The 20,518-nt window shown below is 58.6% G+C and carries 17 protein-coding genes; 6 read left to right on the top strand and 11 right to left on the bottom strand.

What is annotated here, in order from left to right; translation table 11 throughout:
- Positions 1 to 194: 194 nt before the first annotated feature.
- On the top strand, positions 195 to 3,575 hold the full coding sequence (locus tag HYPMC_RS07095) for an ATP-binding protein (RefSeq protein WP_013947183.1): 3,381 nt from the start codon (positions 195 to 197) through the stop codon (positions 3,573 to 3,575).
- Complete coding sequence (locus HYPMC_RS07090) at positions 3,568 to 4,485, top strand: DNA-binding response regulator (protein ID WP_013947182.1); 918 nt, start codon at positions 3,568 to 3,570, stop codon at positions 4,483 to 4,485. The genes HYPMC_RS07095 and HYPMC_RS07090 overlap by 8 nt, the downstream gene beginning before the upstream one ends.
- Before the next feature lie 34 nt (positions 4,486 to 4,519).
- On the opposite strand, the gene HYPMC_RS07085 is transcribed toward HYPMC_RS07090, so the two are convergent.
- The 9 genes from HYPMC_RS07085 to HYPMC_RS07040 all read right to left on the bottom strand — a co-directional run bounded on the left by HYPMC_RS07085 (position 4,520) and on the right by HYPMC_RS07040 (position 13,508).
- On the bottom strand, positions 4,520 to 5,569 hold the full coding sequence (locus HYPMC_RS07085) for a HoxN/HupN/NixA family nickel/cobalt transporter (protein ID WP_013947181.1): 1,050 nt from the start codon (positions 5,567 to 5,569) through the stop codon (positions 4,520 to 4,522).
- 1 nt (position 5,570) lies between these two features.
- Entirely contained in the window at positions 5,571 to 6,218 is a 648-nt protein-coding gene (ureG, locus tag HYPMC_RS07080; protein ID WP_013947180.1) for an urease accessory protein UreG, read from the bottom strand.
- Positions 6,215 to 6,979 carry an urease accessory protein UreF gene (locus HYPMC_RS07075; protein WP_197022722.1) on the bottom strand — a complete coding sequence of 255 codons (765 nt, stop codon included), beginning with the start codon at positions 6,977 to 6,979 and terminating at the stop codon, positions 6,215 to 6,217. Before HYPMC_RS07075 ends, ureG begins: the two co-directional genes overlap by 4 nt.
- A complete protein-coding gene (locus HYPMC_RS07070; protein WP_348623894.1) occupies positions 6,972 to 7,346 on the bottom strand; it encodes an urease accessory protein UreE in 375 nt (124 codons plus the stop codon). The genes HYPMC_RS07075 and HYPMC_RS07070 overlap by 8 nt, the downstream gene beginning before the upstream one ends.
- 110 nt (positions 7,347 to 7,456) lie before the next feature.
- Positions 7,457 to 9,166 carry an urease subunit alpha gene (gene ureC, locus HYPMC_RS07065; protein WP_013947177.1) on the bottom strand — a complete coding sequence of 570 codons (1,710 nt, stop codon included), beginning with the start codon at positions 9,164 to 9,166 and terminating at the stop codon, positions 7,457 to 7,459.
- On the bottom strand, positions 9,166 to 9,792 hold the full coding sequence (locus HYPMC_RS07060) for an urease subunit gamma (RefSeq protein ID WP_013947176.1): 627 nt from the start codon (positions 9,790 to 9,792) through the stop codon (positions 9,166 to 9,168). Before HYPMC_RS07060 ends, ureC begins: the two co-directional genes overlap by 1 nt.
- Before the next feature lie 14 nt (positions 9,793 to 9,806).
- Entirely contained in the window at positions 9,807 to 10,646 is an 840-nt protein-coding gene (locus HYPMC_RS07055; protein WP_013947175.1) for an urease accessory protein UreD, read from the bottom strand.
- Positions 10,647 to 10,956: 310 nt separating this feature from the next.
- The gene (locus HYPMC_RS07050) at positions 10,957 to 12,075 is read right to left on the bottom strand and encodes a porin (protein WP_013947174.1); all 1,119 of its coding nucleotides are present in this window, start codon (positions 12,073 to 12,075) and stop codon (positions 10,957 to 10,959) included.
- Positions 12,076 to 12,590: 515 nt separating this feature from the next.
- Complete coding sequence (locus HYPMC_RS07040; protein WP_013947172.1) at positions 12,591 to 13,508, bottom strand: LysR substrate-binding domain-containing protein; 918 nt, start codon at positions 13,506 to 13,508, stop codon at positions 12,591 to 12,593.
- 136 nt (positions 13,509 to 13,644) lie between these two features.
- Between HYPMC_RS07040 and HYPMC_RS07035 the strand changes: the two genes are divergently transcribed.
- Both HYPMC_RS07035 and speB read left to right on the top strand, forming a co-directional pair.
- Positions 13,645 to 14,754, top strand: a complete 1,110-nt coding sequence (locus HYPMC_RS07035) for a polyamine ABC transporter substrate-binding protein (protein ID WP_013947171.1) — start codon at positions 13,645 to 13,647, stop codon at positions 14,752 to 14,754.
- Between the two features lie 57 nt (positions 14,755 to 14,811).
- A complete protein-coding gene (gene speB / locus HYPMC_RS07030; RefSeq protein WP_013947170.1) occupies positions 14,812 to 15,828 on the top strand; it encodes an agmatinase in 1,017 nt (338 codons plus the stop codon).
- A 46-nt stretch (positions 15,829 to 15,874) separates the two neighbouring features.
- Here speB and HYPMC_RS07025 read toward each other — a convergent pair whose 3' ends face one another.
- The gene (locus HYPMC_RS07025; RefSeq protein WP_013947169.1) at positions 15,875 to 16,372 is read right to left on the bottom strand and encodes a DUF2165 family protein; all 498 of its coding nucleotides are present in this window, start codon (positions 16,370 to 16,372) and stop codon (positions 15,875 to 15,877) included.
- 234 nt (positions 16,373 to 16,606) lie between these two features.
- Between HYPMC_RS07025 and HYPMC_RS07020 the strand changes: the two genes are divergently transcribed.
- Positions 16,607 to 18,064, top strand: coding sequence for an HlyD family secretion protein (locus HYPMC_RS07020; protein ID WP_013947168.1), 1,458 nt, complete (start codon positions 16,607 to 16,609; stop codon positions 18,062 to 18,064).
- 11 nt (positions 18,065 to 18,075) lie between these two features.
- A complete protein-coding gene (locus tag HYPMC_RS07015; protein ID WP_013947167.1) occupies positions 18,076 to 20,046 on the top strand; it encodes a glycosyltransferase in 1,971 nt (656 codons plus the stop codon).
- 25 nt (positions 20,047 to 20,071) lie between these two features.
- On the opposite strand, the gene HYPMC_RS07010 is transcribed toward HYPMC_RS07015, so the two are convergent.
- Positions 20,072 to 20,488 carry a hypothetical protein gene (locus HYPMC_RS07010; RefSeq protein WP_013947166.1) on the bottom strand — a complete coding sequence of 139 codons (417 nt, stop codon included), beginning with the start codon at positions 20,486 to 20,488 and terminating at the stop codon, positions 20,072 to 20,074.
- Positions 20,489 to 20,518 lie beyond the last annotated feature (30 nt).

The raw sequence follows: 20,518 nt of genomic DNA, 5'->3' as shown, positions 1-20,518 counted from the left end.
TTAACGTATATGGTGCGCCGCACCCCCTGCGTAGGTTGCCTACGCGCGCCCGCGCGCGTGGCAGACGGCTCGACGAGAACCAACCGCATGATCGAAATAGGTTTGTCTCAGGGAGTGTGAGAGGTAGGTTTCAGCGACAGCTACATTTTTGCGGCGCGGTATGGTTACCGTTCGGGGGGAGGCGATTTGAGTGAATGACTAACCGGCTTCGGATAGTTCCTGTTCGCCGCAGCTATAACCAGTGGGTCGCCAACGAGACCCTGGAGGACTACGCGCTTCGCTTCACCGCCAAACGTGCGCGCCGGTGGTCCGCTGCGCGCGTTGCGAATACAGCATTCGGAACAGTGTCATTCCTGGCGCTCGAGGCCATCGGCGGCGCCATCACCATAAGTTATGGCTTCTCGAACGCAGTTACGGCCGTTCTGGCCGTCTCGATCCTGATCTTTTTGACGGGCCTTCCGATTGCCTATTATGCCGCACGTGACGGCGTCGACATCGATTTGCTGACCCGCGGTGCCGGTTTCGGCTATATTGGCTCGACAGTCACGTCGCTGATCTATGCCTCCTTCACGTTCATTTTCTTCGCGATCGAAGCCGCAATTATGGCTCTCGCGCTGAGCGTTTGCTTTGGGTTTCCGCTGGCCGTCAGTTACGTGATCAGCGCCATCGTCGTCATCCCAATCGTCACCCACGGCATCACGTGGATCAGCCGGTTCCACCTTTGGACACAGCCGTTCTGGATTCTGCTGCAGCTGACCCCGCCCATCATCATTGCATTACAACACCGGGAGAATTTCGACGCCTGGATCGGCTATCGCGGCGATCTTGTGCCGGGCGCAACCTTCAACCTGCTGGGCGTCGGCGCTGCCGGATCCGTTGTTTTTGCTCTCATCGCGCAAATCGGCGAACAGGTCGACATCCTGCGATTCATGCCGCCGAAGGAGAAAACGGGCCGCGTGGCCTGGTGGACCGCCCTCCTCGTCTCCGGCCCCGGATGGATCGTCCCCGGCGCCATCAAAATCCTGATCGGATCGTTCCTTGCCGTCCTGTGTCTCCGGCACGGCGTCCCTGTTTCACAGGCCGGCGAGCCGATGCAGATGTACTTGGTCGCATTCGGCTACGTGACGAACTCTCCACAGTTGGCTCTCGCACTGGCAGGAACCTTTGTCGTGCTCTGCCAGATGAAGATCAACGTCACGAACGCCTACGCCGGGTCGATTGCCTGGTCGAATTTCTTTTCACGGCTGACGCACGCCCATCCCGGCCGAATCGTATGGCTGTTTTTCAATGTCGCCATCGCGCTCCTGCTAATGCAGGCTGGAATATACAAAACACTTGAGCACACTCTAGGTCTCTATTCGGTCGTCGCAGTGGCATGGCTCGGCGCTATCGTCGCCGACCTCTGCATCAACAAGCCCCTCGGACTGAGCCCCAAGCGCATCGAGTTCAAACGCGCCCATCTCTACGACGTCAACCCCGTCGGCGTCGGCGCGATGATCATCGCAACGGCCGCGGCCATGTTCTCGTACAGCGGCACCTTTGGGATCTATGCCCAGTCACTGGCGCCATTGGTAGCCTTGATCGTAGCGCTTATCACGGCGCCTGCCATCGCCTATGCGACCAACGGAAAATACTATCTCGCACGCAAGCCGCGCGCATCCTGGGGCCAGAAGTCCGCAATCCGTTGTATTGTCTGCGAACACGAATTCGAACCCGAGGACATGGCGCACTGCCCGGTCTACTCGGGTCCGATTTGCTCGCTCTGCTGCTCGATCGACGCCCGCTGCCGCGACGGCTGCAAGCCGCACGGACGCTATCAGGTGCAGCTCGTCAATCTCCTGCGCGGCGCCCTGCCCCCACATCTGGTCAAGGGGCTCAATTCACGAACGGGTCACTTCTTCGGCGTCTTCACGCTGTTCTGCACCATTCTCGGGCTTGTGCTTTTGCTAGTGCACTATCTGGCGGTGACGGCCGTTCCGCACGACGCCGGCGCGATTGCCGGCACGCTCTGGGCAACGTTCCTGATCCTTGCAATCATCGCGGGCGTCGCGAGCTGGCTTTTCGTTCTCGCTCAGGAAAGTCGCAAAATCGCCCAGGACGAATCCGCCCGCCAGACGACATTGCTCACCCGCGAAATCGAAGCCCATAAACGCACGGACCGCGCACTGCATAAGGCGAAAGAAGTCGCCGAAGCCGCCAACCTCGCAAAAAGCCGCTACGTCGTCGCCATCAATCATGAGCTACGCACGCCGCTCAATGCAGTGCTTGGCTATGCGCAGCTTCTCGATGTCGACGACATGCTGCCCGTCAAGGCCCAGAAAGGCGTCCGCGTCATTCGTCGCAGCGCCGAGCACCTCTCCGGCCTGATCGACGGACTGCTCGACATTTCAAAGGTCGAAGCCGGACGGCTCGAACTTGCCACCAGCGAAGTCCGTATCCGCGACTTTCTCGATCAGCTTGCAGACATGTTCCGCCTGCAAGCCAATTCGAAGGGGATCGAGTTCATCTTCGAAGGCGCGTCGTCGCTTCCGCCCGTGGTGCGCACCGACGAGAAGCGCCTTCGCCAGATCTTGATCAACTTGCTTTCGAACGCCGTCAAATTCACCGATACGGGCAGCGTCGCGCTACGCGTCTCCTATCGCAGTCAAGTTGCCGAATTCGAAATCCAAGATACCGGCATCGGCATCATGCAGACAGATCTGGAACGCGTCTTCGAACCGTTCGAGCGCGGCGAGATCATGCGCGCCAAACTGAGACCCGGAATGGGGTTGGGCCTCACCATTACGAAGCTGCTTGTCGAAATCATGGGGGGTGAAATTTCAGTCAAGAGCACACCTGGCCAGGGGAGCCAGTTTCGCATCAAATTGCTGCTGGCGCACGTCGCCGACTCGCGTCCGCCCGCAAAAGCTCAGGAGCGTATCGTCGGCTATCTCGGCAAGCGCAAGCTGATCTTGATCGTGGACGACGACACCGATCATCGCGAGCTGATCAAGGAAGCTTTGGAGCCGGTCGGATTTTCCATCATCTCCGCGCCGGACGGTTCCTCCGCGCTCACCATTGCCGAAGAGTGCGCACCGGATCTTTTCATTCTCGATATCTCGATGCCCGGCATGTCCGGCTGGGAGGTGGCAAAACGTCTCCGAGAAATTGGCCACACCGCTCCAATTCTGATGATGTCCGCCAACATCGGCGACCAGGCTCCACGTGGCGATGACGTACCGGATCACGATGCCGCCCTGTCAAAGCCGGTCGACATGCAGACGCTGCTCAATCACATCCGAAAGCTGCTGAACCTCCGGGTGGTCACAGCGACCAGCGCGCCAGAATATTCGGCCCCGCCCCAGGGAATCAAATACGCAAGCCGTCCTGATGCCCGTCAAATCGAGGAACTCATGCGGCTTGGCGAAATCGGCTTTGTCTCCGGCATCGAGTCCAAGCTCGATGAGCTGGAGGCTGCCGGCAACGGCTCCCTCGTATTCATCAATGCCGCACGAGATCGTATTCGCGCCTTCGACCTTCGCGGCTACATGGCGCTCCTCGCACAGCCCGCCGAGCCCGAGCACGCCGATGACTGACGCTGAAGCGAAAACGATCGTCCTCGTCGTCGACGACAATCCCGATACGCTCGCAATGCTCACAGCCGCCCTCGAGCAAATCGGTGCGTTAGTCCTGATTGCAACTGATGGCGAACGTGCCATGACAACTGTGGCGCGCATTGTCCCCGACATCATCTTGCTCGATGCAGTTATGCCGAACATGGACGGGTTCGAAACATGCCGGCGCATGAAGCGACTGCCGGCGCTCGCAGACGTTCCGATCATATTCATGACGGGCCTTCGCGACACTGAGCGCATCATCGAAGGGCTCGAAGCCGGCGGCGTCGACTACGTGACAAAACCCGTCATCATCGAAGAACTTCTTGCACGAATCCGCGTCCATGTCGGCAACGCGCGCATGTCGCGTAGCGCACGCGCGGCCTTGGATACCACCGGACGTTACCTCTTCGCCGCCGATTCCGCCGGACGCCTCTTATGGTCGACACCGCAGGCGAGCAAGCTTCTCGGAACCGCATTTGAAGATTTCGACGAGCGAAGCTTCGCGTTCCCATCCCTAGTGGTCAAATGGCTCGCAGCGCGCATCGAAGGCAGCGGCGACCCGTCGTCCAGTACACTCACAATCGGCGCAGAGCAGAAAACACTCAGTCTCTCATTCGTCGGCCGCATGAGCGGCGACGAGCGCCTCATGCGCGTTTCCGAAGAAAGCTCATCCGCTGACGCAAGCCTGCTGAAGGAAAAGCTAGGTCTGACGACGCGTGAAGCCGAGGTATTGTTGTGGATCGCGCGCGGCAAATCGAACCGCGATATCGGCCAGATCCTCGGAATGAGTCCGCGCACCGTGAACAAGCATCTCGAACAGGTGTACGTGAAGCTCGGCGTCGAGAACCGCGCCGCCGCGGCCGCAACTGCCGTCCGCCATCTTCCCTGAGGTCAGCACACGAGATTATTGCTTCGCGTGTCATTTACCGCGCAGAGCGTTCTCGCGTCTCGACACCAATGGCGCGATAGACGATCGCCGAAATCATCCAGCTCGCCATGAAAATGCCGACCACGATGAAGCCAAAATTCGTCAGGTTGTCGTTCAACTCGCTGACGACGCCCCAGATCCCGTCCGTGCGCCCAAGCTTGTCCCCGATCAGCCCGAGCGCCTCGACGCCGCCAATAAAGATGGCGACAACGACCGACGCCGCCGTGATCGTCATGTTGTACCAGAGTTTGCGGATCGGATTGACGAACGCCCAGCCATAGGCCTTCGTCATCAGAATGCTGTCCGTCGTATCCATCAGCGACATTCCGGCCGTAAAGAGCGCCGGAAAAACCAGGATAGTCCAGAACGACATGCCCTGGGCGGCCTGAGCAGCGGAAATTCCGAGCAATCCAACTTCCGTCGCGGTGTCAAAACCTAGACCGAACAGGAAGCCGACCGGATACATATGCCAGGATCGCGACACGACCCGAAATAGCGGCCGCAGAAATCTCGCAAAGACGCCCTGTCCCGCAAGTAACGTCTCGAGATCCGCGTCCGTAAGCCGCTCGCCGCGACGTGCGCGCAGAAACGCCGCCCAGACATTCTTCAGGATCAAGAGATTGATGATCCCGATGACAAGCAGAAACAGTGCCGACACAATTGTTCCGATAATGCCCCCGATGCCGTGAAACTCTTCAAGCGTCCCCTGCATAGCCGCTGCAGTGGCCGCAATGACAATCGAAGCGATAATAACGATGGTCGAGTGCCCGAGAGAGAAGAAGAAGCCGACGGAATACGGCGTCTTTCCCTCCTGCATCAGCTTACGAACGACGTTATCGATAGCCGCTATATGGTCGGCATCGAACGCATGTCGAAGACCAAATACGTAGGCGAGCAGCGCCGTCCCCATCAGCGTCGGCCGATAGGAAAAAGCAGCGAATGCCCACACCCATGCACCGACGTTCGAGGCGATCAGCAACGCATACATCGCCACGGCTTTCGCGACACCGCGAGTCGGCTGGTCGTCAAACGGATTGGCCAGCATGCTAATGGCCTGAGGTCGCGGTGGGCCTCGTCAGCGACAGGCCGCCCGAGCGAATGATGAACTCTGCAACCTTGCTCACGCCCTTGCCATCCTTGATATTCGTAAACACATACGGCCGTTCGCCGCGCATCCGCTTGGTGTCCTGCTCCATTACCTCAAGGCTCGCGCCCACATATGGAGCAAGATCAATCTTGTTGATCACCAACAGATCGGAGCGCGTGATCCCTGGACCACCCTTGCGCGGAATTTTTTCGCCTTGCGCAACGTCGATCACGTAGATCGTTATATCGGCCAGCTCCGGTGAAAAGGTCGCGGCCAGATTGTCACCTCCCGACTCGATCAGAACCAGATCGGCATTCGGAAACTTGCTGCGCATCTCGGCTATCGCCATGAGATTGAGCGAGCAGTCTTCACGAATAGCGGTGTGCGGACAACCGCCCGTCTCTACCCCCATGATGCGTTCCGACGGCAGCGCACCGGCACGCGTTAAGATCAACGCATCTTCCTTGGTATAAATGTCATTTGTAATCGCGATGATATCGAGCTCGCTGCGAAACTGTTTACACAGCGCTTCCATCAAGGCTGTTTTTCCTGCGCCGACCGGACCGCCAATGCCGACCCGCAGAGGTCCGTGATCTAAGGAGGTCATGAGCGAAAGAGCCTTGAATATTGTGTTTCATGCCGAAGGGCGGCGATGTCCGACTGAAACGCGGCGCCACCGATATCGTCGAGGGTAGCAGTTTCTGCCACAAGAACCAGCCGCCCGATCGCGGGAAGCAGCGACGCAATCGCGTGCTGTCCGTCCGTATGCCCGATGACGCTGAGGCGGATCACAGCCGACACCAGATTTTGAACCTGGGCGAGCACGAAGCAGCGCAGCATCTCGTGCCGGGAAATCTCATGTGCCGCACCGGTCAAGCCGACTGCGACCGGATAAGCGACATCTCCTCGTACCGACGCAATCCCCCAATCGAAATCCTGTGCGCGCCATGCCTCTCGGATAATGGTGACGAAGGCATTACCCTGCGCTGTTGTTTCCAAATACCGCTCTTTCGAACCGGCCATCGCTAGCGCCAGCTCGTTGACCTCAATGAGCGCACGCGCGTCGCGAACCATCGCAGCGTGCCACGCATGCGCGGCAAAGATTGCATCATTACGTAACCCTCCATACTCAAGAAGAGCATCGAGCCACGCGATGACTGTGGCGACGTTTCTAACCTGCCCAGCTTGGACCGCCCATTCCAGGCCATGACTGAATGCAAAGCTTCCAACAGGAAATGCAGGAGAAAGCCAGATCAGCAGCTTCGCAGCCGCATCGGATGACTTATCTTCCTTCACGACCGGCGTAGACGCGTCTTGAGACGAAAGCTCGCCGCCTATTTTATGCTGACGCTCGGACACGTCATCCATGGCCGTGATCGTCGTCATGATGGTGGTGATGATGGCCGCCGCCTGCGTACGCGCCGTCTTCCGGATCGAACGCTGCCTCGACCATCGCGACCGAAGCACCGAGAAGCCGGACCATATCTTCAATAACATGATCACGGCGGATCAGGATGCGATCCGGCAGCAGCATGACCGGCAGATGGCGATTACCGAGATGCCAGGCAACGCGCACGAGATCGGCAGCCGATGTCGTCGTGATTTCCGTAAGTTCTTCTTTTGCCGCCATTACCCGAACTCTGCGGCCGTCTTCCAGCAGGAGCGTATCGCCCTGTCGAATCCGATGCGCACGCGGCAGATCGAGCAAAAATTCAAGTCCATCTTTTCCCGTCATCGCCAAACGACGGCGATGGCGATTGTCGAAATCGAGCGTTACCTCATCATCGATCAACCCGTGACGAGCGCCCTGGGGCTCGCATGCAATGGCACGAAGCATCGTTCGCCTCAAAACAGAAAATAGCGTTGCGCCATCGGTAGCTCCTTGGCCGGTTCGCAAACAAGAAGCTCGCCGTCTGCCGTCACCCGATAAGTTTCGCTGTCGATCTCGATATGCGGAGTAGCGCCATTGTGAACCATGCTCTTCTTCGAAATCCCCTCTCGCACGTTCTCAACCGGAACGAGCTTCTTTTCGACCTTGAGTCGATCCGCCAAGCCTTTGTCGAGCGACGTTTTCGAAACGAACGTTAGCGAGCTTCGCGTCAGCGATTTGCCGAAGGATGCAAACATCGGCCGGTAGTGGACAGGCTGCGGCGTCGGGATTGAAGCATTCGGATCGCCCATTGCCGCGACGGCAATCGAACCCGCCTTCAAGACAAGATTGGGCTTTACTCCGAACAACGCCGGCGACCAGATCACCAGGTCGGCAAGCTTGCCGACCTCGACCGAGCCGATGTGCTGCGATACACCGTGAGCGATAGCCGGATTGATCGTGTACTTGGCGATATAGCGCTTCGCCCGTTGGTTATCGTTCTCGCCATCGCCGGGAAGCGCGCCACGCTGCTTCTTCATCTTGTCTGCGGTTTGCCACGTGCGAATGATCACCTCGCCGATACGCCCCATGGCTTGGCTATCCGACGACATCATCGAGAGCGCGCCGAGATCATGCAGAATATCTTCCGCTGCAATCGTCTCTTTCCTGATCCGGCTTTCCGCAAATGCCAGATCTTCGGGAATGGACGCATGAAGATGATGGCAAACCATCAGCATATCGAGATGCTCGTCGAGCGTATTGACGGTGAACGGCTTCGTCGGATTGGTCGACGACGGCAAGACGTTCGCGTATCCCGCAACCTTCATGATATCCGGTGCATGGCCGCCGCCCGCACCTTCGGTATGAAACGCATGAATCGTGCGCCCCTTGAAAGCGGCAATCGTATCTTCCACGAAGCCGCTTTCGTTGAGCGTATCCGAATGGATCATCACCTGCACGTCGTGCTCGTCGGCGACGGACAAGCAGCAGTCGATGGCTGCGGGCGTCGTCCCCCAATCTTCATGCAGCTTCAGCGCGCACGCGCCGGCTTCGACCTGCTCCACCAATCCTTGCGGCAGCGACGCATTGCCCTTACCCGCAAACCCGAGGTTCATCGGAAAAGCGTCGGCCGCTTCGATCATGCGCTGAAGATGCCAAGCGCCCGGCGTGCACGTGGTGGCATTGGTTCCGGTCGCGGGCCCCGTGCCGCCACCGAGCATCGACGTGATGCCAGCCGCCAGCGCTTCGTCGATCTGCTGCGGACAGATGAAATGGATATGCGTATCGAACGCGCCTGCGGTAACGATCTTGCCCTCGCCCGCAATCACCTCCGTACCCGGCCCGATGACGATGTCGACGCCCGGCTGAACATCAGGATTACCGGCCTTACCGATGCCCGCAATCAATCCGTCCTTCAGACCGATATCGGCCTTGACGATTCCCCAGTGGTCGATGATCAGCGCATTCGTGATCACCGTATCGACGGCGCCCTGTGAGCGGGACACCTGCGACTGCCCCATGCCGTCGCGAATGACCTTGCCGCCGCCGAACTTCACCTCTTCGCCGTAGATTGTGAAATCCTTCTCGACCTCGACGAAGAGCGACGTATCGGCCAAGCGAACCTTGTCGCCGGTCGTGGGGCCGAACATGTCGGCATAAGCGGCGCGAGAAATGCGGGCGGCCATCAGAGTTTTCCCATCACGTCTTGGCGGAATCCATAAACCGTTCGGGCTCCCGAATAGGGAACCAGCGTTACTTCCCGCGTCTGTCCCGGCTCGAAACGCACGGCCGTACCGGAAGCGATATCGAGGCGCATGCCGCGCGCCTTCTCGCGTTCGAATTCGAGCGCCGGATTGGTTTCGAAGAAATGATAATGGCTGCCAACCTGAATCGGGCGGTCACCTGTGTTCGCAACTTTCAGCGTCACCGTAGACGCGCCCACGTTGAGTTCAATGTCGCCATCGGGTGTAATGAATTCGCCCGCGATGATCGTCGTCGCATCGCTGCCGCCCCGGATCGGTTGATGGACGGTGACGAGCTTCGTTCCATCCGGAAACGTCGCCTCGACCTGCACGTCTTCGATCATCTCCGCTATGCCGTCCATCACCTGATCGCGCGTCAGTACACGCGCACCTTGTTGCATCAGCTCAGCAACCGACCGGCCGTCGCGTGCGCCCTCCACCACTGCATCGGTGATCAGCGCGATCGCTTCCGGATAATTGAGCTTGACGCCGCGCGCGAGCCTGCGCCGCGCCACATCCGCAGCCATCGCGATCAGCAGCTTGTCTTTCTCTCGCGGAGTTAGAAGCATTCGGCCCTCTTAAGCTAAATCGACCAGACACGTGGCAACGGAATTCGCGACAACCGCCGCAAAACCGCCGTGACGACGGCTCGGACATCGAACGGATCGCGACCGGCGAGACGGACGATCAGCATGCCGTTCCAGGCGCTGGCGCCGCCATCGACACTGTCGGTCTCGACAACGGATCGTACGATCGGCAAACACTCTTCGGCGTCCGGCGATAGAAACGCGAGAGTAGCGATCGCACACGCGCCATTACCGACCGCTGCCTTAGCCGCAATTTCTGAAATCGCGCCGGCTAGTCGGACGTCTTCGGCGAATACCAGCCCAGCGCCGCGGCGAATACGCCAGCGATCGCGAAATGCACCCGAACTCAATCTTTCGCCGCGCGCCACGCGACCGAACACTGTGCTTTCAACCGCAAGAACGGAGGCATTCTCGGCCATCTCGATCATCAGCGAACGTTCGAGCCCGCTACCATCGAACAGGATCGTCTCCTGCGGCATCCATACGAGGTTCGCGCCGTCGCCGACGTGAACGTCCGCCGCCAGTACAACGGGCTTGTCCTCCGCGCGATAGATCTTCTCGGCCGATTGTGTGGTGATACAGACGTTGGCGTTACTCTCAGCAACGAAGCTCATCCGCGCTTCATCGCCGCCAGCCAGCCCACCAGCGGTATTCAACACGACAGCCTCGCACCATTCTCCGGCCTTGGGAGTTCTGAGGCGCAAGCCACCGGTTTCGAACGTATCGATCAGCTTGGTCGTGCGCCCGGCGCACGCGAACGTGCCGCGTACCTCGGCGCTCGCACGCACATAAAAGGGGATGGCCGGAAGGCTAGACTGAAACGCGTTGGCGAACATCGGGCGATTGCAACTCTGCTTGGCCACCGGATAACACGATAAAGCCTCGCTCCACGACTGCAAGAGATGACTGCAACAAAGCCGTCACTCAACTCTTGCGCAAATTCGAAGTCCTGCGGACGGCGATGATGGCGGTTTCCCTCCTGCTTCGCAAACAAGAAATCACCGGCGGCGGTCGTCCCGCGATTGGCTTACAGAGAATGAATGAAGGGTCTTTCTCGTTAAATCATCAGAAAAATAAAAGGAGACATGCGAACCTCCCGGGAGAAGGGATGAAGGCGCATGTCTCCTAAGTGGCAGAAGTGTTTTCTTAGAACTGAAGCTGCAGACCGCCTATGAACCGGTCGATATCTCTGTCTCCTGCGTTGTCGACGTTCTGCCGGGAATAGAGAGCGGACAGGCGCGCATCGTGGCCTTTGATGATGTAGTTGGTACCCACCGAATATTCGCTGATGTCCGGACCGTGATCCTGGTCGAACTCTTGGTAGCGGAACACCGGCTGGAATTTACCCGGCCCGACCTTCTGATTGATGAGATAGCTCGTGAGCAGCATGTAGCTCGTGCCATCCGCCAAGCCATTGCCCGTCGGGAGCGATGTATCGATGCCGCTCGTATCATAGACGTAATAGGCACCTTCGAGCGTGAAGACGTCACCGCCCCAAACTTTCTTCTGCATCAAGGCGTCAATGTTAAAGCCACCAAAGTCGCCGGAGTGCGTTCCGTCGCTTGCCGCGCCGCTTTGATACTGCCCAACCACCGCGACTGAGAGAATTTCTTTCTCGCCGTAGTAGTCGCTCGACGTGTAGTAGCCAGACTCCTTGTCCCAGAAGTCATACTGCAAACGGCCCGCGAACAACGGCCCACTCGCAGTTGGCGTACTGCAGCTGTTGTCTCCGGCCGTGCAGCCTTGAAATCCGCCAAGCTCATATTTGAACTTGCCGATGTCGCCCCAAACGGAGCCGCCGTTGTCGCGACCGGCGAAGATCGCGGGGTAGGCGCTGACAAACGGATATTCCCAGGTTCCCAAATAGTACGGACCGTCAAGGTTGGCGCGATCGCTCGGCGCCAGCATGCGGCCTGCCCAGATGTTGAACGACGGGGTAAACTCGAGGCGCAAAATCGCGTCGAGCGTCCTTATGCGAGAAATGTCCGACGTGTCGTCCGGCGCGTGATCAATTTCCGTGTTGTAGGTAAAGCCAATGATTTTGGTGAACTGCCCGTTGGCGTAGATGCGAGCGCTGTTCAATGAAAAGTCATCGGTGTTTTTGGCATCCGGGTTGTAGATGTACTGCCCTCGAATGCCAGCGCCGAAGCTGATCCAAGAGTCATCGTCCCAAAGCTGAAATTTCTCTCCTGCAGAAGCGGCCGAACCGCTTGCGAGAACCAACGTGCAGACGGCCGCAGCCAATCCCCACCTAGATCGTGTCATCAGAAAATTCCCCCCGGAATTCGACGAGAGCCAAAAGCGTGAAATTCGAAGCAGACGGCAGTGCCAAACTCGGCACCGTGAAAATCTGCAGCTCCAAGACTCTAGTCACGCTTCCGGAAATTCCGAAACGAATCCAATAGCTTGCGTGCTCGAAATTGGATCAGCGGATGCGTGCTTTTTGGGCACGCCGGGCACTCTAGAAAAAACGGAAGAAAAATTTATTCACATCAGGTGCTTGAATGAAAAAGCTAACATTGCACATGAAGAATACACATCAAACGCGATGAAAGTCCGGGCACTCATTTTCTGCTCGACAAAATACCCGATCCAGTAAAACCGAGCACGCCGTGGTGGTTTTGCGACAGCCCCAAAAGCTGCGGGTATTGCTCGCTACGAATCTAAGAACCTCGGCGCCGGCATTTGTCTTGTGCACTTAAGTCCAGATGTGCGTCTCACTGGTGCTGTGCAGCGAGCACACAAATCTCCGGCCACCACCAGGAATCAAATCACAGCTCCTAATTGAGCCCCATGACGGCCTTATGCCGGGCGATCTCAGCGATCAGCCACGCGCGGAAATCACGGACCCCGGCATGTGAAGACGCCCCCGATCGCTGGGCAAGACTGTAGCAATTGGGAATGCGCCGCCGAATGCGAAATGGCTCGACCAGCAGCCCGCGGGCCAACAGATCTTCAGCCATGATATTATCGGCAAGCGCAACGCCACCGCCATTGACGGCCTCTCGAATGGCGAGCGACGGATCGTGAAAAATCGCCCCCGTATTGGGATCAACACCCTTGGCACCCTCTCCGACGATCCACTCCTCCCACCACGCCGTCGTGTTTTCGTGAAGCAGACGATGTTTCGCCAGGTCGCGCGGGTTTCGGAGCGCCTTTCTGCCGGTCGTCAGCGACGGCGCACAAACCGGAATGATGATCAGCTTGAGCAGAGGCGTCAGCGCCGGATCGTCAATCTCGTCGCTCGTAAAAAGCACGCGCAGATCGGCCCGCGCATTGCCACCCTTGCCGGCGTCGTCATGTGTCGAAACCTCAAGCTCGCACTCCGGATGCAGCGCCCGGAACTGCGGCAGCCGATCCGCAAGCCATAGGTTCATGAACGTCGCATTGATCGACAGCGTCACCCGCTGGCGCTTGCGCCGCCGCGCCGGACCGTAAGCGCTCACTTCTTCTGTTGAATCCTGAATGATCTTGAACGCCTCGCCGAGACGGCGCGCGTAATGCACGGCCTTTTCCGTCAATTGCACCTGACGGAACCCGCGCTCGAAGAGAGGAACGCCCAGCGCATCTTCCAGCGTACGGATGTGGCGGCTCACAGCCGATGGGCTGAGCTTCAATTCCTCCGCCGCATCCTTGAAGCTCAGCAGCCGGGCCGAGGCTTCGAATGCGCGGATCGCGTTGAGAGAAGGCAATGGCATGCAAGACGGGCCTTCAGATGAGTTTTACTCAACTCATTCCTCAGGAAATACCGTTTGTCGCCGCAACGTGCAAGCCGCATCGTTTGCTTCATTCATTCGCAATTCCGGTCTTCAACCTTTTCTGGAGGGTGACGTCATGCGTCGGCTCGGCCTGCTCGCATCTTGTGCAATTGCACTTTCTCTGGTCGCAGCTTCGCCTGCGGCAAATGCCATTTCGACCGAAGACAAGAACGTCAACATTTACTTCTGGTACGACTACGTCTCGCCGGACGTGATCAAGGACTTCGAGAAGCAAACCGACGACAAGGTCGTTTACGACACGTTCGAGTCGACGGAAATGATGACGACAAAGGTCCTGACCGGAAAAACCGGTTACGACATCGTCCTGCCGACCGCCTCGTCAATCGGCCGGCTCATCCAGGCAGGCGCGCTCCAGAAGCTCGACAAGAGCAAGCTCGCCGTACTGAAAGACTTTAATCCCGACATCATGAAGTTCGTCGCGACTGAAGATCCCGGCAATCAATACGGTGTGCCCTACGCTTATGGAACCACCGGCATCATGTATAATCCGGCATTGATCGAGAAGCGCATGAAGAACGCGCCGGTCAACAGCCTGGACATTATCTTCAAGCCCGAGCTTGCAGCGAAATTTCAAGACTGCGGCATCGCCATGATCGACTCGCCTGAAGGCGTCATGTCGATTACGCTCAACTATCTCGGCTTCGATCCGTTTACGACCGACAAAGCCGAACTCGAAAAGGCGAGCAAGTTGCTCGACTCCATTCGCCCCTATATCCGTCACTTCAAAACCGGCGCAATCATCAACGACCTCGCCCAGGGCGACGTCTGCCTGGCGCTCGGCTGGAGTGGCGACGCTTATATCGCTGCAGGCCGCGCCGCCGACGCCAAGAAAGGCGTCGAGGTGCGCTATTCGATCCCGAAAGAAGGCACCGAAATCTTCGCTGACATGATCACGCTTCCCGCCGACGCGCCGCATCCCGAGAACGCTTATGCGTTCATCAATTTTCTTCTGGCGTCGAAGAACATCGCGACATTCACTAACAACTATTGGTATCCGAACGCGAACACCGCCGCGACGGAGTTCGTCACCGCGGACATCAAGTCGGATCCGAACATCTATCCGCCCAAGGACATGATGGCCAAGCTCTTTGCCGCCCGCCCCCGCGATCCGAAATCGCTCCGCGACATCAATCGCATCTGGACGCGCTTCATGACCGGCGAATAACGCCGACAGCAGCGCCCCAGTATTCAATACCCTGCATATCAAGACAGGAGAGAAACAATGTCGAAAACGTCCCACGCTCCGCTCCGCCCGAGGGAAACCGACTCGGCCGTCTTCGCTCCAAACATCATGGGCGGCTCGCACGAACCGATGTACGGCGGCGTGCTGTCATTCATGCGCCGCAAGCTGTCCCGCGATTTGCGCAATGTCGACGTCGCCGTTTGGGGCATCCCCTTCGACGCCGCTGTCTCGAACCGGCCCGGCGCACGCTTCGGACCGCAAGGCGTGCGCCGCGCCTCGGCGATCCTGGAAGGAGACCCGCAGTACCCCTTCCACGCCGACCCGTTCGAAACGCTGGCCGTCGTCGATTACGGCGACTGCTCGCTCGATTACGGCCGGCATTTCGACGTACCCGCGCAGATCGAAGGCCAGGCGCGAGAGATCGTTCAAGCTGGTGCGACGCTCCTGTCGATCGGCGGCGATCATTACGTCACCTGGCCACTGCTGAAAGCACACGCCGAAAAGCATGGACCTATGGCGCTGGTGCAATTTGACGCTCACCAGGATACTTGGTTCGACGAGGAGGAACGCATCGACCATGGCTCGTTTGTAGCGCGCGCAGTCCACGCCGGCATCATCATGCCGGAACGCTCGATCCAGGTCGGCATCAGAACGCACGCGCCAGAGGATTGCGGCATCGAGATCCTTTACGCGCATGACGTCGCCAACCTCGGCGTCTCCGGCGTCCTGAAGCACATCGCGGCGCGCGTCGGCGACGCCAAGACCTATGTGACGTTCGACATCGACTCCCTCGACCCGGCGTATGCACCGGGCACGGGCACGCCGGTCGCCGGTGGATTGTCATCGCGCGAAGCGCTGATGATCCTACGCGGCTTAGGCGATCTCGACATCGTCGGCGCGGATGTCGTAGAGGTTGCCCCAGCCTACGACCACGCCGACGTCACGTCGATCGCAGGCGCAGCCGTCCTGCAGCACTATCTGGGGCTGCTCGCTGAACGAAAAGCAAAGCATGGCAAGAAGGAACTTCTCACGCGGGTCGCCGAACACTTGCTCTGAGTTCAAGTCGCGACCGACGCCACGCCGCCTCGGTCGCGGCAACGTTTCAGGGAAGATCGCGATCGGATTGATTCACGAAGATCAAGACGGCGAGCACGGAGACATAAAACCGAAAAGCCGCCTGCTGACCGTTCCAAGCCGGCGACTCCCACATCGCAAACCACTCGCCGCCCACCACCATGAAGCCGAAGAACCAGATCAGAAACGCTAGCGTGGACGCAGCAACAGCATAGCGTTTCGCGTCATTGAATGTTTCGGCAGAGGCGCGACGCGCACGCCACAACGCCGTCGCCCCCGCAACGAACAAAATACCGGTCAACGCCTCGGCCGTGATGATGGCGGCATACGCGATCTGCCAAAGCAGCGGTTCTGCTATCGCCCGATACTTGAGAGCGCTGGCAGTCGGTGTCGTGTCCATGCTTAGAACGTGCTGCACAAACACATAATTCGTTCCGTAGTCCGTGATGTTGTTGAATGCGACCAGCAGGCAAAACAGGCCCAGCACGAAACACATCATAATTTTCGCGTATCGCGTCGTTAGCATGCACTCGTCCCCAAAAGTCGCCTCACCGGTCGTTTCAGGCCGGATTCAAATACGTCAATCCTCTCAGGACCAAAAGACAGACATGCTTAAATAAGCATATATACGGTCAGAAAATCGTCTCTATTCGGATCATTTTTACTGCCGGTTTAATATCTAATTTAGAAAATATGCGATTATTAATTTATATATCGAATGTAACATTCCACGCAGACAATTTTGCTTGCGTGGGTACCAATGTCCTCCCAACCCGTCGAACGCCGAACCGCATTTGCCCGCGGCGCGAAGATCCGCGCCGTACAGCCGCCGCCGCCGGAGCTTCCGAGCGCTGAGCAAACAGACGCCGAGACCCTGGCCGACGATAAATTTACGGCAACCGCTCAACTCGCGTATCTCGAGTCAGTCGTAAACGAATGGCAAGCGCCAAACGCCGCGCCGCCTCCTGCAGCAGATGCTGAGCCACCCGCTGACACGCCTCCGAAGCTGTCGTCGCGCCCCGCCGTCAGGTCGATGACTCTACTGAAATCTCTCGTTGCCGTCGCAGTCGCGATCGCGCTCGGATGGTTCCCTGTTCAGCGCCTTCTTGCCACGACCAGCGCCGAAGCCGTCGTGAACGCCCGCATCATCACGATAAGGGCGCCGATCGAAGGTGAAGTAACGATGGCGCAAAACGGCACGGATATAGGCAGTCCTTTTCGCGCCGATCAGAATATCCTGACGATCCGCAACACCCGCGCCGATTCAGTACATCTGACGAACCTGCAGCGGGATCGAGACCAACTGCGCACGAACATTGGCGCGCTCGAAGCTAAGAAAAATCTGCTTCGCAGCAGCCTGGAAGAACTCAATGCCCAGCAAGAGCGATTTCGCCTCGGGCGCATCGCTCAGCTAGAGCAGCGCGTACGGGAAGCAGATGCCAATATCGCTTCGGCACAGGCCCAATACGCGGTTGCTTCCGAAGCGCTGAAACGAGCAGCTGCATTGCGAAAGACCGACGCCGCCAGCCAAGCGTTCCTCGATAAGGCCCAGGGCGAAGCTCATGTAACTGAGCAAGCCATCCAGGCGCAAATCGAGCACAAGAAGGGCATTCTCGTCGAACTTAATGCCGCAAAAAATGGAACCTACGTCGGCGACAGCTATAACGACACACCGCAATCGGCGCAGCGTAAAATGGAAGTTTCCCTTGAACTTTCCGACGTTCAGGCTCGCCTCGATGGCAGTCAAATTCAGTTCGCCGCTATAGACGCTTCGATTGCCGCCGAACAAGCCCGTCAGGCGGAATTGGCGAAAGCCGATATTCACGCCAGCGTCAATGGACGGGTCTGGGAAATGCTCACCGCCCCGGGCGAGCACGTCAATGCCGGACAGGATTTGATGAAGCTCCTCGATTGCGGAAGCGCCATCGTCACTGCCAGCGTCAGCGAGACGGCCTACGAGCGCCTCTCGATCGGCCAACCGGCGACGTTTACGCCCCGCGATGGCGGCCCTGAGTTGCATGGCATCGTGGTCGGCTTGAATGGTCTCGCTGCAGTCGAGTCCAATACTGCAATCCAGCAGAGCGCCCTCTCGCGCGAGCCCTATCACGTCAGCCTCAAGTTTCCAGAACTGTCGAAGAGCTTCGATTGCAGGGTTGGCCGATCTGGCCTCGTCAAGTTCGCCGACGGCGGCAGCGTCTTCGCTGGCAGCCTCTACTGACGGACCGCACAATGAGCGCTGCCGCAGGAATGGGATATGCCGACGCGCTGTTGCCGGCGCTGATTGTTGCCCTACTGGCGACAGCCATCCTGCCGTGGGTCAATCGCAACAACACGATCATTCGCACCTGCGCCATTCTCTTCGGCATCGCACTTGGCTGGCGATATATGTCATGGCGCATTTTCGATACCCTTCCCTCAGCAGACAATCCCGTCAATTTCACCACCGGCGTGATTTTCACAGCCGTCGAAGCGTTGACAATGATCGGCGCGACCATCTCGCAATTGTTCCTGACGCGCACCCGCAACCGCTCTGGCGACGCCGATCGCAACGTCCCGCGCCTGCTAGCCCTGCACGAGCCGCCTAAAGTCGACGTCCTGATCTGCACCTATAACGAAGACGAAAGCATTCTCGAGCGCACCATCATCGGCACGCTCGCGTTGACGTATCCGAATTTCCGCGTCTGGGTTTGCGACGACGGACGCCGGGCCTGGCTGAAAGCGCTCTGCGAGCATCATGGCGTCGGCTACATCACCCGCGAAGAAAATTCCCACGCCAAAGCCGGCAACATCAACGCCGCGCTGAAAAAGCTCGCCAAGCTCGATGAAAAGCCCGACTTCGTATCGATCCTGGATGCGGATTTCGTACCACTGCCCTCATTTCTGACACGCGCTGTATCGCTGGCGCTCGATGCCGACGTCGGCGTCGTCCAGACGCCCCAGCATTTCTTCAATCCCGACCCGGTGCAAAGCAATCTCGCGCTAACGCGCGTCTGGCCGGATGAGCAGCGCTTTTTCTTCGATATCGTCATGGCCTCGAAGGACGCCTGGAACGCCGCCTTCTGCTGCGGCACGTCCTCAGTCATTCGCTTCGACGCACTGCAACGCATTGGTGGCTTTCCGACCGATTCCGTCACCGAGGATTATCTCCTCTCTCTCCGCTTGCGCGAAAAGGGCTTCCGGACCGTCTACTTGAACGAAGCCCTGTCACTGGGCTTAGCACCCGAGGGCCTCGCCGAATATAGCGGCCAGCGCAGCCGCTGGGCCTTGGGTTTCGTTCAAATCTGCCGCGGCCCGAGCGGACCGCTACGCCTCGGGAACAAATTGCCGATCGTCGATCGCATCATGCTCTGCGAGACGTTCCTACATTGGTCGGCGACCCACCTTTTTCGACTTCTCGGTGTGATTGTGCCGGCTCTCTATCTGCTGTTTGGGATAGAGGCCGTCCACGCAAACGTCATTGATGCGATCTGGTATCTGGCGCCGTTCCTCGTCGCGCAGTGGGCGATCTTCACGTGGTTGACGGAAGGCCGCGTGCTGCCGCTGATGACGGACCTCTATCAGATGCTCTGTTCCATGGACGTCTTGAAAGCTGTCGTCTCCGGCCTCGTCAAGCCGAAAGGCCAGAAATTCAAAGTCACGGCAAAGGGCGGCGATCGCAGCCGGCATTTCGTCCAGTGGCCGCTGCTGCGCATCTTCGGCACGCTCCTCGTCGTTACGATGCTCGGCATTGCCCACGCGTTTCTTATGGATCAATCACGCCCGCTTGCAGAGTCGAGCGCCATCGCTCTTTTCTGGAGCTGGTATAACATCGTCGTGCTCACGCTCTGCTGCTACGTCTGTAGCGAGCAGCAACAGCGGCGCACTGGTCAGCGCTTCGAAATGGACCTTCCTGTCAGGTTGTCGGCGAAAACTTCGAGCGCCGTCTATCGCGCATCCGATATATCTGTGAGCGGAATGCATCTTCTCGGCAATGCGCCGCTTCCGATCGGTAGTACCGTCAACGCCCACTTCGCCGGCATCGACGTCGACGCCCACATCCGCCGATCGACGGCAAACGGCTTCGGACTGGAATTCGAGCTGACGGAGCAAACCAAAGCTCAGGTCCTTCAGCTCATCTTTTCAGGCAAAGCGTCGACGGCCGTTACCCAAATCAAGCCGCACCTCGTCGCCAAGGCGCTCGCCGCGCGCGTGTTCAGGTAGCGGTCTGGTCTTGAAACGGCACTACCTACCGTCCCCGATAATCGAGACAGTTGCGGATAATCGGCGCGCAAACGGCGTCTTTGCGGCCCCAGGAACTCGTCGCACCCGCATAGGAGACCTCGGCGACCTTGCCGCCTGAGAAGCGGAACTGGACGCGGCAATAGCCGCTGTTGGGGTCCGAGAGTTGCGCTCCTGCCAACGGAATGACCGGCTGAACCGTGAAGCCGCCGGTCGCCTGTCCGTGTTCGTACATCCAGATCTTGCCGCCGGGTATGCTATCCTCGCTCGTCGGATGCCCGGCGCACATCAGAACGTCCCGCTCACGAAGTCCGACCAGTTCCGACTTCCCACGCAAGGCGATGTCGGCGTTTTCGATCGCGCATCCCCACAGCAGCTGACAGAACGCAAGACAAGCTGCGGGAAAAACCAAGCGTCCCCGCATCACGGCTCCCGGCAAAAAAGAATCGGCTCA

The sequence above is a fragment of the Hyphomicrobium sp. MC1 genome (genome assembly GCF_000253295.1).
Classification (GTDB): Bacteria; Pseudomonadota; Alphaproteobacteria; order Rhizobiales; family Hyphomicrobiaceae; genus Hyphomicrobium_B.
This window is presented reverse-complemented; position numbering and strand designations above follow the sequence as displayed.